Genomic DNA, 15,704 nt, shown 5'->3' on the forward strand with positions numbered 1-15,704 from the left:
CTCTTTCGTCTACATATATAATGAGGTATATCCCATAGAAAGGAGAGGTTTTCATGCTTCCGACTAACATCAATATTTCTCATCTCAAGACTAACTCGATAGGCACCGGCTCATCCCTTACCTTTGGTTCTGCGGAGTTAAGGAACAGGTGCTCTGCTATCAAAAGAAATAACGGTTTTGGGGAACAAAATGCAGATGTTATTGTCATGGTCATTCCGATTGAATCAATTGATGACCGTGATGGGGCAGATGCACTCAGTATGAAAATCAATCATCAATAACAATGGTTTTCGCTTGACCTTCGTCTTTTTGAATAGTGATGTATAGGATTCCGTCTTTAAAAATGGCATTCATCTTTCCATGAAGATGATCGGAAAGCGGAATTTTCTTTTCAAAACTTCCGTATTTCCCTTCTTTTTGGCGAAAGTCCTGTTCATTAAAATAGGAAAAGCGCTGCCCCTTCACCACTAAATAATCTCCGTACGATAATATGTGAACGTCTTGTTTACGGTAGCCTGGAAGATAAATTAAAAACTGCACTTCCGCAACAGTATCTACAATATCCATGCTCGGAAATGAAGCATCTCCTTTCCCTCGCTGATCTTGCTGCGCAAACGGAAACGGAGATTGGCCATTTGTCATAAAAGGGGTTTTTTGGTCTTCATCAAATACCTGTTTCCAAAAGTCACCGCCGTACATCTGCTGTGCGAATTCCATCCACTGCTTCATCTTTTCGAAATCCATTTGAAGCCCCCTGTCTTAACATACTTTATAACCGCCAGCATACAACTATAGAAAGGAGGTTTGCCTGTGGTTCAACCAACTCCGTATATCAATATTAATATTTTCATGCTGAAAATTAATTCCTTTGAAAATGCTTCAGCGGTTAACGTAGGACAAAATTTATTGGCAGAATGGCAAAATTCAGATAAAAAAAATCAAGGCTACGGACAGAATTTTGGAGATGCGAGCGGATTTATGGGCACGAGAAGCCATGTGGATGACAGAGACCAAATTGATTCTCCGGCCTCTTTTGAAAGTGAAGCGGTTAACTCCTCAATCAAAAGGAAGTGATGAGATGTTCTTTTCTCCCTCCGTCGTGAATGTCGGCGGATTTAAAATCAATACGATGGACCGTGGTTCCTCTTTAACACTCGGTCCGTATCAGCAGGTCGATTACTTTTTATCAGCTAAAATAAATCAAGGGTTTGGAGAAGAAAATGGCGACTTTACTCCTCTTGTCGTACCGATTTCAAATGTATTAGATGCAGATCTTGTTGATTCGAACTCAGCGAAAAACAGTGTGGTGTAATAAGAACAGGGCGCACATGCCCTGTTCTTGTTTTTATATAAAAAAAAGCCTAACCATTTTTTGAACGGCTGGCTCATCAAATATTCAGCTGCACAAATGCTTTGTCAGCACCGCCTGAACCTCGCTTAAATCGGTGTCTTTCGCAAATTCTAATTCGAACGTTTTGCTTCTTGTCATCAATAAAAGCCCAGTGTCCGGATCAAACATTCCCGCTTCTTGGATGGCAAAGCTTTCAATTGTTTTATATGGAAGAAATACACGAACCTTCTTTTTAGAAAACATTTTATTGTCAAAGAAAATGATCCGCTTATTTGTAAAGCAAATTTGGTCCACTCGGAGCTTATAAATCGATTCTATTCTTTCCCCTTCAACGAGCAAAGCCTCAAGCTTCTTTGCGTCCGTTGATCTGCTAACAGAAAAAATACCCAATGAAGAACCCCTCTTTCTGCATTTATCTATTTGTTTTATCATTCACTACATAAAAATAAGTCCTTTATCCCTATATAAGAATACGACATAGAAGACATTTAAACCATTACGAACAGATTACATTTTTCAAATTTTTGATTTGTTTTTTGGCTTTTAAGCTGTTGTCATCAAGTAATACGCACATATAGAGAAAAAAGTTTCAATATTCAGCAATGTTTTTATAAAAAAGTGGTTTTTAATGATTTTTTTAATTTTGTTTTATATTTCCTGTTTTAACCACAAAAAAACCGCAGCTGAGCTGCGGATTATGTATCGATGTTTTAACAAAATCTGTCTGATGCTTCAAGGAAGCATTACATCTCTTCGAAGTATTCTTTATAATAGCCGCCGACTTTATTCGTATTGTCGACCACAAAGAGAAACTCCTCTGTTTCATTTTTTACTTCATATTCTTTTCCCGGCGTTAAAACGCGGTTTACGATATATTTTTTTGCGTTTGTCTGCACACACTTTACTTTTTTAATTGTTTCTTTTTCAAGCCAATTTTTATGAATCATGATGAAATCTCCTTTTCTTATCTATAAGCTTATTGTAGCTTTTTTCTTTTGTAAATTGCAATATCGGTTATTCATTGATTTTGCCTTGATTTCTATTATAGAATGTTTGTATACGCTTACGTTTGAAGCAACTATCACAGCTTATTTCTGCTATTCAATCCAGGAATCAATGTGCTATCACCAAGAATCTCAGAACAGACCATAAAAAATGACTGGAGGTTTGTTACGGATGAGTTCTTTAACGATGCAAGTGACGAAAAGGCTGGAGACATTTTTACAGGGAACGAAGAAGCTTTATATTGACGGAAAGTTTGTTCCGAGTGCCTCAGGGGCAACCTTTGACACTCCAAACCCGGCGACCGGCGCAACCTTGATGACGCTGTATGAAGCCCAGGCTGCGGATGTGGACAAAGCGGTTAAAGCTGCCCGGAAAGCCTTTGACCAAGGTGAATGGAGAACAATGTCTCCAGCTTCGAGAAGCAGACTGATGTATAAGCTGGCGGACTTAATGGAAGAGCATAAAACTGAGCTTGCTCAGCTTGAAACACTTGATAATGGGAAACCGATCAATGAAACGACTAATGGAGATATTCCGCTGGCTATTGAGCATATGCGCTATTACGCCGGCTGGTGTACAAAAATAACAGGACAGACGATTCCGGTTTCCGGCGCTTATTTTAATTATACGCGTCATGAGCCTGTCGGTGTCGTCGGCCAGATCATTCCATGGAATTTCCCGCTCCTGATGGCGATGTGGAAAATGGGCGCGGCACTTGCAACAGGCTGTACAATCGTCCTCAAACCGGCTGAACAAACACCGCTTTCAGCTCTTTATTTGGCAGAATTAATTGACCAAGCCGGTTTCCCTGCCGGTGTAATCAACATCATTCCAGGATTCGGTGAAGATGCGGGAGAAGCGCTGACGAACCACGAAGCGGTTGATAAAATTGCCTTTACCGGTTCCACTGAAATCGGAAAGAAAATCATGTCCACCGCAGCGAAAAGCATTAAGCGTGTTACATTGGAGCTGGGCGGAAAATCGCCTAATATTCTTCTGCCGGATGCGAATTTGAAAAAAGCCATCCCGGGCGCTTTAAACGGTGTGATGTTTAACCAGGGCCAAGTCTGCTGTGCGGGCTCACGTGTCTTCATTCATAAAGACCAATATGATGAAGTTGTTGATGAAATGGCGTCCTATGCTGAGTCACTCCGCCAAGGAGCGGGACTTCATAAAGATACTCAAATCGGGCCTCTCGTAAGCAAGGAACAGCATGAGCGCGTTCTTTCTTATATTCAAAAAGGAAAAGATGAAGGAGCAAAAGCAGTGACCGGCGGAAGCTGTCCTTTTGAAGCAGGATATTTTGTCGCACCGACTGTGTTTGCGAATGTTGAAGACGAAATGACCATTGCAAAAGAAGAAATTTTCGGACCCGTGCTGACTGCAATTCCGTACGAAACAGTCGATGAAGTTATTGAACGGGCAAACCATTCAGAATATGGGCTTGCGGCCGGACTATGGACAGAGAACGTCAAGCAGGCACACTATATCGCGGACCGACTTCAAGCCGGAACCGTTTGGGTGAACTGCTATAATGTGTTTGACGCGGCGTCTCCATTTGGCGGTTATAAACAGTCAGGACTCGGACGAGAAATGGGATCATATGCCTTGGATAATTACACAGAAGTCAAAAGTGTATGGATAAACCTTGAAGACTAACATGTATGTTTAAAAAACTGCTGCCTGCCAGCAGTTTTTTTCTTTCTGTAATGGCAGTAAAAGACGCTGAATATATATGCTTCTGAAGGAGTTGAACGTGATGGGCACACTTCAGGAGAAAGTGAGGCGTTTTCAAAAGAAAACCATTACGGAGTTAAGAGACAGGCAAAATGCTGATGGTTCATGGACATTTTGCTTTGAAGGACCAATCATGACAAATTCCTTTTTTATTTTGCTCCTTACCTCACTAGATGAAGGCGAAAATGAAAAAGAACTGATATCATCCCTTGCGGCCGGCATTCATACAAAACAGCAGCCCGACGGAACATTTATCAACTATCCCGATGAAACGCGCGGAAATCTAACGGCTACCGTCCAAGGATATGTCGGGATGCTGGCTTCAGGATGTTTTCACAGATCTGAGCCGCACATGAAGAAAGCTGAACAATTTATCATCTCACATGGCGGTTTGAGACATGTTCATTTTATGACAAAATGGATGCTTGCCGCGAACGGGCTTTATCCTTGGCCTGCTTTGTATTTACCATTATCACTCATGGCGCTCCCCCCAACATTGCCGATTCATTTCTATCAGTTCAGCTCATATGCCCGTATTCATTTTGCTCCTATGGCTGTAACACTCAATCAGCGATTTGTCCTTATTAACCGCAATATTTCATCTCTTCACCATCTCGATCCGCATATGACAAAAAATCCTTTCACTTGGCTTCGGTCTGATGCTTTCGAAGAAAGAGATCTCACGTCTATTTTGTCACATTGGAAACGCGTTTTTCATGCACCATTTGCTTTTCAGCAGCTGGGCCTACAGACAGCTAAAACGTATATGCTGGACCGGATTGAAAAAGACGGAACATTATACAGCTATGCGAGCGCAACCATATTTATGGTTTACAGCCTTCTGTCACTTGGTGTGTCACGCTACTCTCCTGTTATCAGGAGGGCGATTACCGGCATTAAATCACTGGTGACTAAATGCAACGGGATTCCTTATCTGGAAAACTCTACTTCAACTGTTTGGGATACAGCTCTAATCAGCTATGCCCTTCAAAAAAATGGTGTGACCGAAACGGATGGCTCTGTTACAAAAGCAGCCGACTTTTTGCTAGAACGCCAGCATACCAAAATAGCAGATTGGTCTGTCAAAAATCCTAATTCAGTTTCTGGCGGCTGGGGGTTTTCAAACATTAATACAAATAACCCTGACTGTGACGACACAGCAGCCGTTTTAAAGGCAATTCCCCGCAATCATTCTCCTGCAGCATGGGAGCGAGGGGTATCTTGGCTTTTATCGATGCAAAACAATGACGGCGGATTTTCTGCTTTCGAAAAAAATGTGAACCATCCACTGATCCGCCTTCTGCCGCTTGAATCCGCCGAGGACGCTGCAGTTGACCCTTCAACCGCCGACCTCACCGGACGTGTACTGCACTTTTTAGGCGAGAAAGTTGGCTTCACAGAAAAACATCAACATATTCAACGCGCAGTGAAGTGGCTTTTCGAACATCAGGAACAAAATGGGTCATGGTACGGCAGATGGGGTGTTTGCTACATTTACGGCACTTGGGCTGCTCTTACTGGTATGCATGCATGCGGGGTTGACCGAAAGCATCCCGGTATACAAAAGGCTCTGCGTTGGCTCAAATCCATACAAAATGATGAGGGAAGCTGGGGAGAATCCTGCAAAAGCGCCGAAATCAAAACATATGTACCGCTTCATAGAGGAACCATTGTACAAACGGCCTGGGCTTTAGACGCTTTGCTCACATATGAAAATTCCGAACACCCGTCAGTTGTGAAAGGCATGCAATACCTTACCGACAGCAGTTCGCATAGCGCCGATAGCCTCGCGTATCCAGCAGGGATCGGATTGCCGAAGCAATTTTATATTCGCTATCACAGTTATCCATATGTATTCTCTTTGCTGGCTGTCGGGAAGTATTTAGATTCTATTGAAAAGGAGACAGCAAATGAAACGTGAATCTTATCAAACGGAGATGTTCAATTGGTGTGAAGCCCTGAAAGATCAGATTCAAAAGCGAGGTCAGCTTGACCAGTTTGAAGATCAAATCGACAAGATGATTGAGGCTCTGGAAGATGACCAAACAACAGAAGAAGATTGGTATAAACAGGCCGCTGCCCTTTATCGGGATATTACAGAATCAGATGATACAAGTGAAAGACGCGCTTATGTTCCTATAGGGAAACACGTGCTGCCAAAGCTTCCTTACAAATACTCCGCCTTAGAACCTTATATTTCACGCGATATTATGGTCCTTCATCATACAAAACATCATCAAAGCTATGTCGATGGCCTGAACAAAGCAGAATCAGAGCTTAAAAAAGCGAGAGCAACAAAGAATTATGACTTAATCACTCATTGGGAAAGAGAGCTTGCGTTCCATGGAGCAGGCCATTATTTGCATAGTATTTTTTGGTTTTCTATGCATCCAAACGGAAAACGGCGTCCTACAGGGGCATTGTTCCAAATGATAGACCTTTCATTTGGAAGCTATTCCGCTTTTAAAGAACATTTTACCCAAGCCGCTAAAAAAGTGGAAGGCGTCGGCTGGGCCATTCTGGTCTGGGCACCTCGATCAGGACGGCTGGAGATTTTAACGGCAGAAAAACACCAGCTCTTCAGCCAATGGGATGTAATCCCCCTTTTACCGCTTGACGTATGGGAACATGCCTACTATTTGCAATATAAAAATGACCGGGCCAGCTATGTCGACCACTGGTGGAATGTCGTGGATTGGCGCGAGGCAGAAAAACGTTTTGAGCAGGCAAAAGAAGTCGTTTGGAAGCTCTATTAAAAAAAGCCCCCTTTCCCCGGGGGCTTCGTGTTTTAAAAAATCCCTACCACATGCAAAAACACGATGATGATGGCAACAGGAGATAGATATCTAATGAGCAGCAGCCAAACCGCAAACCACTTTCGTTTGAGATTGGAACCGCTTTTCAGCTCGTCAAACAAATCCTGTTTCGGTATTTTTAGCGGAACAAAAATCGAAATCAGTAACGCACCTAACGGCATTAAAATATTGCTCACAAGATAGTCGGCCGCATCAAAAATAGACAGATGAAATATAGTGACGTCACTTAAGACACCGTATGATAATGCAGACGGCACACCGACAATAAAAATAGCAATTCCGCCTAACCAAGCGAATCGTTTTCTCTTATTGACATCGCCTTTCGAAAGTACTGCGACCAAAATTTCCAGCATTGAAAAAGCAGATGTCAATGCAGCAAATAAAAATAGAAGTAAAAATGCTAATAAAAAGATAATTCCGAACGGCATTTGATTAAACACAGTCGGCAGCACGTTAAATAACAGAACCGGGCCTTGGTCTGGTTTGAGGCCGAATGAAAAGACAGCTGGAAAAATCGCAATTCCGGCCATTACAGCAACAAGCATGTTCATAACAGTTACAGATACAGCGGACTGTACCAGATTTTCCTGTTTCTCTAAATAAGCGCTATACGTTACCATGACAGATACACCGACACTTAATAAGAAAAAGGATTGTCCCATTGCATATAAAATGGTATTGGCATTAATTGCAGTTAAATCAGGCATCAGGAAAAATTTGATTCCTTCCATCGCGCCATCAAGTGTAACCGAACGCACCATTAAAATGATGAATAATAGAAAAAGCGCCGGCATTAATACTTGGCTTGCTTTTTCAATTCCGCTGCTTACCCCTTTTGCAACAACTAAAATTGTTACCACCATAAAGAGCAGCTGGCCTCCTACAGCCAAATAAGGATTTGAAATGGTACTTGCAAATATCGTATCAAAACCAGATGTTTGCGATAAACCGCCAGTGAAGCCTTTTATAATATAAATTAAAATCCATCCGCCGACGACACTGTAGAAAGATAGAAGAATAAAGCATGTCACCATGCCTAAATAACCGATCCAATGCCACTTCGTTCCTGGAGCAAGTGTTTTATAGGACTGAACGGCATCTTTCTGTGTTCTTCTGCCTATGATGAATTCACCTAACAATAAAGGCAGTCCGATTAAAACCGTAAATAAAATAAAAATAAGTAAAAATGCGCCTCCTCCGCTGGTTCCGGCAACATATGGGAATTTCCATATCGCACCAAGCCCGATAGCTGATCCTGCCGCGGCTAAAATAAAGCCGAGCTTCGAAGACCATTGATTTGCTTCCTTCACCGTATCACTCCTATTTGATCTAACCATTATAAAGGTTCATTGTAAGAATATCTTCCTATATAGTCAAGAACATTTTGATTAGTTTACATCATATATCTATAGACATCTGCCAAAAACTAATATTGAATTATTCAGAAAATTATTTATAATAAGAGAATGTTATGAAATTTGTAAGAATTTCTGCTGAAGTTCTTGATAAGTGTGTTAGGAGTGTTTTTATGGACATCATTAGAAAAATAAGTCATTTTGCAGGACAAACCTTTGGCATATGGGTCATTGTTTTTGCAGTGCTGGGATTTTCTTTCCCATCTTTATTTACGTGGATCAGTTCTTATATTACGATTTTTCTTGGCATTATCATGTTTGGGATGGGCCTTACACTGCAAGCCGATGATTTCAAAGAGCTGGTCAGAAAGCCTTGGCAAGTTATTATTGGAGTAATAGCTCAATATACGATCATGCCGCTCGTTGCTTTCGGCCTCGCATTTGGGCTTCATCTTCCAGCTGAAATCGCAGTTGGCGTTATTCTTGTCGGCTGCTGTCCCGGGGGAACTGCATCTAATGTTATGACATTCTTAGCAAAAGGAAATACTGCCCTTTCTGTTGCGGTTACAACAATTTCTACCTTATTGGCACCTGTTGTAACACCGTTGTTGATTATGCTGTTTGCCAAAGAATGGCTTCCTGTCTCGCCGGGGTCTTTGTTTATCTCAATCTTACAGGCGGTTTTATTTCCGATCATTGCAGGTCTGATTGTCAAAATGTTTTTCAGAAAACAAGTGGCAAAAGCCGTACATGCCCTTCCGCTTGTTTCTGTCATTGGCATCGTTGCGATTGTCTCAGCTGTCGTCAGCGGCAATCAGGAAAATCTGCTTCAATCGGGGTTGCTCATTTTTTCAGTTGTTATCCTGCATAACGGTATCGGTTATTTACTTGGGTTTCTTTGTGCAAAGCTTTTAAAAATGGATTACCCGTCTCAAAAAGCGATTGCAATCGAAGTCGGCATGCAAAACTCCGGGCTTGGGGCTGCACTTGCCACGGCTCATTTCTCACCGCTATCTGCCGTACCAAGCGCAATATTCAGTGTGTGGCATAACCTTTCAGGTTCTATGCTTGCAACATATTGGTCAAAAAAAGTGAAAAAGAAACAAGCTGGATCCAAAAGCAGCAATCTATCACTTTAAATATGCATCAAAAAAGGTACATCACTTTATCGTGATGTACCCTTTTTTATTATCCTTCTAATAAAAGCTGTTCAGGATCTTCCAGTAAATTTTTGATTGTCACGAGGAAACCAACCGCTTCTTTACCGTCTACAATTCGGTGATCATAAGATAAAGCGATATACATCATCGGACGGTTTTCGAAACGCTCTTCATCAATGGCTACAGGACGCAGCTGAATCTTATGCATGCCCAGTATACCGACTTGCGGGCTGTTTAAAATTGGAGTTGACATCAATGAACCGAAAGTCCCTCCGTTTGTAATCGTGAAGGAGCCTCCCTGAAGCTCGCTAAGGGTTAATTTATTGTTTCTTGCTTTTTTCGCAAGCTCGCCGATCTCTTTTTCGATTCCTGCAAATGTCAGGCGATCCGCATCCCGCACAACCGGAACGACAAGGCCTTCATCAGCAGCAACAGCGATTCCGATATCGTAGAATTTTTTAACGATCAACTCATCGCCTTGAATTTCTGCATTCAACAGCGGATATTTTTTCAATGCAGCCACGACCGCTTTCGTGAAGAAAGACATAAAGCCGAGCTTCACTTCATTTTGCTCAAAGAATTGATCTTTGCGGCGTTTTCTGAGATTCATGACAGCCGTCATGTCCACTTCATTAAATGTGGTCAGCATCGCTGATGTTTGCTGTACCTCTACAAGGCGTTTTGCAATCGTTTGTCTGCGGCGTGACATTTTTTGCACTTCAACAGGTTTGTCAAAGCTTTGCTGTGCTTTTTGAGCCTGAGGCTGCTGCTTTTGCTGAGGAGCCGGTTTTGATGCCGGTTTTTCGTACGCTTCGACATCCTGCTTGCGCACTCTTCCAAGCGGATCTCCAGTTGGAACTTGAGACAGGTCAATTCCTTTTTCTCTCGCCAGCTTACGGGCCGACGGAGAAGCAATCGTTCTTGATTTTGCTTCAGATTGTGCTTCCTCGCTCACCTCTTGTGCAGCTGGTTCAGCCTGTTTCTCTTCTTTTATGCTTTCCTTGCTTTCTGCTTTCTCTGTAGGAGCAGGGGCAGAACTTTCACCCGCGCCTTCTGAAATCGTACCGATAATTTCTCCGACCTGGACGGTATCACCCGAATCTTTCAATACCTCTTGAAGTACACCCGATTCTTCTGCTGTCAATTCAACATTCACTTTATCCGTTTCTAGTTCAAGCAGATATTCACCCTGTTCTACATAGTCACCAGGCTGCTTTAACCATTGGGCTATTGTTCCTTCTGAGATTGATTCTGCTAATTCAGGTACCTTAATTTCCGCCATTTTTTCATTTCCCCCTTAGTTTTTGCGAGTCAAGCTATCAGATACAATACGTTCCTGTTCTTTTTTATGAACTGTCGGATCTCCCTCTGCAGGGCTGGATCGTCTTCTGCGTCCAATATATTGAACGCTTACTCCCTCTGGTGCAATCTCTGTCAAATACGGGCTGATATAACCCCAAGCCCCCATGTTCTGCGGCTCTTCCTGCACCCAAACGATTTCTTTCAGGTTCGGAAGTTTTGCAAATAATTCTTTGACTCCTTTTGCCGGGAATGGATACAGCTGTTCGATTCTCGCAATGTGAAGCCACTCTTTACCGTCTTCTAACTTATTAAAATGATCGCTAATGTCTATAGACACTTTACCGCTGGATAATACAAGTCTGGTTACTTTTTCATAGTCATGAGAAAGTCCCGACTGTTCATAAACAGGCTGGAAGCGGCTTTCGCTGAGCTCCTGCACTTCCGACACCGTATTTGGGTTGCGAAGAAGGCTCTTCGGCGTCATAATGACAAGCGGTCTGATTTCTTCACGAAGCAGCATTTTAGCCTGCCTTCTTAAAATATGGAAATACTGTGCCGCGCTTGTCAGGTTGGCAACCGTCCAGTTGTTTTCCGCTGCAAGCTGCAGGAATCGCTCGATTCTTCCGCTTGAGTGCTCAGGCCCCTGTCCCTCGTAACCGTGCGGGAGCAGCATGACTAATCCGGATTTTTGGCCCCATTTCGCGCGTCCGGCAGAAATAAATTGGTCAAAATACACTTGAGCAGCGTTGGCAAAATCTCCGTACTGTGCTTCCCACAAAACAAGCGTTTCCGGTGAATGCACGTTATAGCCGTATTCAAAACCGAGAACCGATCCTTCAGACAGCGGGCTGTTATGAACAGCAAATGATGTGCTGCAGTCAGATAAGTGATGAAGCGGCACAAATTCTTTGCCCGTCTCACTGTCATGAAGCACAAGGTTTCTTTGGGCGAACGTTCCGCGCTCGGAATCTTGTCCTGTTAAACGAATCGGTGTTCCGTCTTTCAAAATTGAAGCAAACGCGAGTGATTCTGCCAAAGACCATTCCACTTTTCTGTCATCATCGAACGCCTTGGCGCGTCTTTCTAAAATGCGCTTTAGCTTGCCGAAAACATTAAATGACTCCGGCCAGTTGATCAATTCGCCATTCAGCTTGCGGAGCACATCAAAATCAATCGAAGTGTCCACATCTGGGAAACCGTTTGATACAGGCTCTGGAAGTTCAATTTCACAGGCAGTGTGTTCCTTTTTAGACGGAACTTTCTGATATGCATCCTCAATGCGCTTCGTTACCGATTTTTCGATGTTTTGAACAACTTCCTCGGTAAGCACGCCTTCTTTTACCAGCTTTTCAGCGAAAATTTGTTTGACGGTCAGATGCTTTCTGACAGCATCATACAGCATTGGCTGAGTGGTTGACGGTTCATCCATTTCGTTGTGTCCATAGCGTCTGTACCCGATCAAATCAATCAGAAAATCTTTGTTGAATGTTTTTCGGTATTCGACCGCAAACTTAACAGCTGAAAGACAAGCTTCAGGATCGTCCGCATTCACGTGAACAATCGGAATTTCATAACCCTTGGCCAGGTCACTGGCATATTTTGTCGATCTGGATTCAGCGCTTTCTGTTGTGAATCCGATCATGTTATTGGCGATAATATGAATCGCACCGCCTACTTGATACCCTTTTAAAGAGCTTAAATTCAATGTTTCAGCTACAATTCCTTCCCCAGGGAATGCAGCGTCTCCATGGATTAAAATGGCCAGCGATTTTGTTTCATCTTGTACCGGGTATCCGCTTTGTGTTCGCGTTTCCTGTGCCGCTCTTGTGCTGCCTTCAACAATCGGATTGATAAATTCCAAGTGGCTCGGGTTGTTCGCTAACGTAATGCGCGCTGATTTTGTTTCAGCGTCTTGAAGCTCCCGATTCGCCCCCAAATGGTATTTGACATCCCCTGTCCATCCGTAGCTGATTCCAATTGATCCCTCAGACGGAACAAGATCTTTATTCGGCGCATGCTGGAATTCAGAGAAGATGATTTCATACGGTTTGCCGAGCACATGTGCCAAGACATTCAGGCGTCCCCTGTGCGCCATCCCGATGTTGACACTTGTCGTGCCTGATTTGACAGATTGTGCAATAATGTCATCAAGAACTGGAACAAGAGCGTCCAGACCCTCAATGGAAAAGCGCTTCTGCCCGACGAATGTGCGGTGTAAAAACTGCTCAAAGCCCTCTACTTCTGTCAATCTTTCCAGCACAGCTGACAGCTTTTCAGCTGAGTTCTTCTGGAACAGCTCGCCAGATTCAATCTTTCTTGTCAGCCACTCGCGCTCTTTGAAGTCATGCACATGGTCAAATTCAAAAGAGATGGTTCTTTTATACGTATTTCGTAAATACTGAATGGCTTCTAAACCGTTCGTAATGTTTTTAGGAGCGTCTTTGCAGATGACTGACGCAGGTATTGCTTTTATTTCCTCTTCTGTTAGCCCGTAATCGGATAATGGAAAAAGTTCGCTCTTTTTCTCATCCTTTCTGAGCGGATTGACGGAAGCGTTCAAATGGCCATAGGTTCGGATATCTTCTGCAAGTCTGACTGCGGATGCGATCTTTTGAATCAGATCGGCTGTAACACGTCCCTTTTCTTTTGTTCCCGAGGCCTCTTTTATATCGCTTGGCGGAGCACCGAGCTCGTCGAACATTTCCTTCAAATCCGGGTCAATGCTGTTCGGATCCTGGGTATACTGATCGTAAAGCTCCAGCGCATAGCCGAGGTTCGGACCGTAAAAATCTTCCCAATTCATTCGTTGTTTCATACTATTTTGAAACATTTGAATATTACCCCCAACTTAAATAATCAAGTGATTGATTCACTATCTTGAAATAACTTTCGAACGCTGTGTCCAAAATTATGTAATAAAAACGCTTCCAACGATATTTTACCACTGTTTGCAATTTGATTCTACCTTGATTGTTCACAAAATAGTAAAAAACCTTTATAAAAAACAAAAAATTTAATCATTCGAAAAAACAAACGCCAAAAAGCATAGGATTAAGGGCTATCCTATGCTTTTATGAAGCAGTTTTTTCAGCAGCGGATACAAAACATCCGGTAGCTGATCAACATCCGGGACAAATATACTGAATTTTCCGTACATATCCTGGATCGTCTTCATTTGCGATTCTTCTATTTCTGAGTTGGAGAGAAAAACATTTATCACTTCTATTCCTCTTTTTCGGGCTTCGATAACCGCCTCACTTGTATCGACGATCCCATTTTGTTCGTAGCCAAATGCGGCCGGCTCTCCATCTGAGAAAACAATTAAGAACTTTTGCGCCTCGCTGCGGTGTAGCATTTTTTTCGTCATCTGCCTAATTGCGTACCCGTCACGGTTATCTTCCTCTGGCTCAAGCTGCATAATCGCCGGTCCAGATTCTTGTCTTAATGATGATTGGAAGGGAATAACCGTATTGAAATAGTTTGGCTGGCTTGTTTCGGTCGCATCATTTGTGTCCTCCCAGAAACCGACAATCTGATGCGGAACCGCTACCGATTTCAACGCTTCGTGAAACAGCACGATCCCTCGTTTTGTTTCGTCCATTTTGTCGAACATGCTGGCTGAACAATCGACCAGCAATGTAAAAACTGCGTCGATTTCTGAAGACGGTTCTTGCTTTTTGTAGAACAGGCGCGGATTTCGCTCAGTGAAGTAACGAAGAAGCTTATTGTTCAGTCTCCCGGCATGAAGGTCTGTTCTCGGCAATGTTTTTTTATGCTCCAGCGTTTTTTGAATCATTTGTTTCAAACGCTTTTGATACGATTCAATCGTTTTTGCCTGCTGTTTATAAGAAAGCTCTTCTTCACTGGTTGCCGGCTGCGGTTCTTTATAAATTGGAAATGCATATTTATTTTCTTTGCCGTCAGCCATACCCGCTCCGTTCGGCTGGTCTTTTTGGGACTCCAGCGCTTCCAGCTTGGAATAGTCTTTCCGTTTCGTTTGTCTGGCTGATCCTTGAACAGAGCCAAGGGCCTGATCTCCATCGTCGCCTTCCCTTGAAGCATCTTTTCCTAAATCTGATTTTGCGCCGTGTTCAATATCAAATTGAAGGAAGCTTTTAGACGGTGCTTCTGTTTCCCGGTGCCATGTCGGCATTTCTTCTTCATGGATATCCTCATCACCGTCTGATTGTTTTGGAAGCGTGATGTCATCACTCAGCTTCGGCGCTTTTTTCTCTTCTTCAAATAACGGCTGTTCTGCAGCTTTTGCGTAGTCAAGCTCAGGCAAAAAGAAGTAGGTGTTCAACATGTCTTTATCGAGCACCTCTTCAAGCCCATCCATGAGGTCCTCAACAATTTTCAGAACCTGCCGTGTCGAATCTGCTTCATACACACGCAAGAGCTGCTGCTCAATAAACGGGCGCATCAGATCGATATCTTCACGCATGGACGGAAGGGTCTCAAGCGGCGATTCCGCTGTGAGTTTGACATAGATCGCGCAAAAGAGCGCATCGGTAAAAATGCTTCGTTCCAAATTTAAGGTCAGCTGAGTTGAGAAATGTTTTCTGTACATGTCTTTTCGCTTCGCAAATACTTGTTTCGTACCCGGGCGCTCACGTTTGATGCATTCTTCGATTCTAATGTCTTCAAGCAGCATAAAGAGCTGCTTGGCAAAACTTTTAAACGTAAGATGGCGATGGATATCATTCAAAAAGTTCGAATACTCATGCAGCGAGCTATATCTTGTTCCGACTGAACGCAGGTAGACGTCGCTTTTCAGACCCGCTTCCATGTCCTCAGCTGCCCTGTCTTTCCAAAAGTGGCTCATATAGATTTTCTTTTCAAATGGATTGTAATAGGACTGAACGCCATACTCCACTTCTACCGCTTCACTCTTGGTGAGTGTTTTGGCCAAATCAGTCAGCATCATAAATAAAAATGAATCAATCGTGCTGTCGTTAAATTTGATAAATTTCATCGC

Annotated in this window: 14 protein-coding genes; 7 read left to right on the forward strand and 7 right to left on the reverse strand. The window is 43.0% G+C overall.

Features of this window, described 5'->3' with window-relative positions:
- Nucleotides 1-53: 53 nt before the first annotated feature.
- Nucleotides 54-281 carry a hypothetical protein gene (locus AC0OMU_RS07075; RefSeq protein WP_015383862.1) on the forward strand — a complete coding sequence of 76 codons (228 nt, stop codon included), beginning with the start codon at nucleotides 54-56 and terminating at the stop codon, nucleotides 279-281.
- On the opposite strand, the gene yocM is transcribed toward AC0OMU_RS07075, so the two are convergent.
- Nucleotides 268-744, reverse strand: coding sequence for a salt stress-responsive protein YocM (yocM, locus tag AC0OMU_RS07080; RefSeq protein WP_003231255.1), 477 nt, complete (start codon nucleotides 742-744; stop codon nucleotides 268-270). The genes AC0OMU_RS07075 and yocM overlap by 14 nt on opposite strands.
- 66 nt (nucleotides 745-810) lie before the next feature.
- Here yocM and AC0OMU_RS07085 point away from each other — a divergent pair, with 66 nt between their 5' ends.
- Together AC0OMU_RS07085 and AC0OMU_RS07090 are read left to right on the forward strand one after the other, a co-directional pair.
- The gene (locus AC0OMU_RS07085) at nucleotides 811-1,074 is read left to right on the forward strand and encodes a hypothetical protein (protein ID WP_004399338.1); all 264 of its coding nucleotides are present in this window, start codon (nucleotides 811-813) and stop codon (nucleotides 1,072-1,074) included.
- A 4-nt stretch (nucleotides 1,075-1,078) separates the two neighbouring features.
- The gene (locus tag AC0OMU_RS07090; protein WP_003231251.1) at nucleotides 1,079-1,312 is read left to right on the forward strand and encodes a hypothetical protein; all 234 of its coding nucleotides are present in this window, start codon (nucleotides 1,079-1,081) and stop codon (nucleotides 1,310-1,312) included.
- A gap of 84 nt (nucleotides 1,313-1,396) precedes the next feature.
- Here AC0OMU_RS07090 and AC0OMU_RS07095 read toward each other — a convergent pair whose 3' ends face one another.
- Both AC0OMU_RS07095 and AC0OMU_RS07100 read right to left on the reverse strand, forming a co-directional pair.
- A complete protein-coding gene (locus tag AC0OMU_RS07095; protein ID WP_003220141.1) occupies nucleotides 1,397-1,741 on the reverse strand; it encodes a PH domain-containing protein in 345 nt (114 codons plus the stop codon).
- A 353-nt stretch (nucleotides 1,742-2,094) separates the two neighbouring features.
- Nucleotides 2,095-2,298: a DUF6501 family protein gene (locus tag AC0OMU_RS07100; protein ID WP_003231245.1), complete on the reverse strand. Its 204-nt coding sequence runs from the start codon at nucleotides 2,296-2,298 to the stop codon at nucleotides 2,095-2,097.
- A gap of 229 nt (nucleotides 2,299-2,527) precedes the next feature.
- On the opposite strand from AC0OMU_RS07100, the gene dhaS reads away from it, so the two are divergent.
- From dhaS to AC0OMU_RS07115, 3 genes are all read left to right on the forward strand, one after another.
- Nucleotides 2,528-4,015, forward strand: coding sequence for an aldehyde dehydrogenase DhaS (gene dhaS, locus AC0OMU_RS07105; RefSeq protein ID WP_015483335.1), 1,488 nt, complete (start codon nucleotides 2,528-2,530; stop codon nucleotides 4,013-4,015).
- Nucleotides 4,016-4,115: 100 nt separating this feature from the next.
- Entirely contained in the window at nucleotides 4,116-6,014 is a 1,899-nt protein-coding gene (gene sqhC, locus AC0OMU_RS07110) for a sporulenol synthase (protein WP_322839656.1), read from the forward strand.
- Complete coding sequence (locus AC0OMU_RS07115) at nucleotides 6,004-6,849, forward strand: superoxide dismutase (protein WP_015251901.1); 846 nt, start codon at nucleotides 6,004-6,006, stop codon at nucleotides 6,847-6,849. The genes sqhC and AC0OMU_RS07115 overlap by 11 nt, the downstream gene beginning before the upstream one ends.
- Before the next feature lie 32 nt (nucleotides 6,850-6,881).
- On the opposite strand, the gene AC0OMU_RS07120 is transcribed toward AC0OMU_RS07115, so the two are convergent.
- Complete coding sequence (locus AC0OMU_RS07120) at nucleotides 6,882-8,219, reverse strand: sodium-dependent transporter (protein WP_015383868.1); 1,338 nt, start codon at nucleotides 8,217-8,219, stop codon at nucleotides 6,882-6,884.
- A 218-nt stretch (nucleotides 8,220-8,437) separates the two neighbouring features.
- On the opposite strand from AC0OMU_RS07120, the gene AC0OMU_RS07125 reads away from it, so the two are divergent.
- Nucleotides 8,438-9,403, forward strand: a complete 966-nt coding sequence (locus tag AC0OMU_RS07125) for a bile acid:sodium symporter family transporter (RefSeq protein ID WP_015383869.1) — start codon at nucleotides 8,438-8,440, stop codon at nucleotides 9,401-9,403.
- Between the two features lie 49 nt (nucleotides 9,404-9,452).
- Here the strand turns inward: AC0OMU_RS07125 and odhB are convergent, their stop codons facing one another.
- From odhB to AC0OMU_RS07140, 3 genes are all read right to left on the reverse strand, one after another.
- Nucleotides 9,453-10,706: a 2-oxoglutarate dehydrogenase complex dihydrolipoyllysine-residue succinyltransferase gene (gene odhB, locus AC0OMU_RS07130; protein ID WP_015383870.1), complete on the reverse strand. Its 1,254-nt coding sequence runs from the start codon at nucleotides 10,704-10,706 to the stop codon at nucleotides 9,453-9,455.
- Between the two features lie 15 nt (nucleotides 10,707-10,721).
- On the reverse strand, nucleotides 10,722-13,556 hold the full coding sequence (gene sucA / locus AC0OMU_RS07135; protein WP_474241024.1) for a 2-oxoglutarate dehydrogenase E1 component: 2,835 nt from the start codon (nucleotides 13,554-13,556) through the stop codon (nucleotides 10,722-10,724).
- 228 nt (nucleotides 13,557-13,784) lie between these two features.
- The gene (locus AC0OMU_RS07140) at nucleotides 13,785-15,701 is read right to left on the reverse strand and encodes a nitric oxide reductase activation protein NorD (RefSeq protein WP_015483338.1); all 1,917 of its coding nucleotides are present in this window, start codon (nucleotides 15,699-15,701) and stop codon (nucleotides 13,785-13,787) included.
- Nucleotides 15,702-15,704: the final 3 nt, after the last annotated feature.

This window comes from Bacillus sp. FAU18, assembly GCF_056033885.1.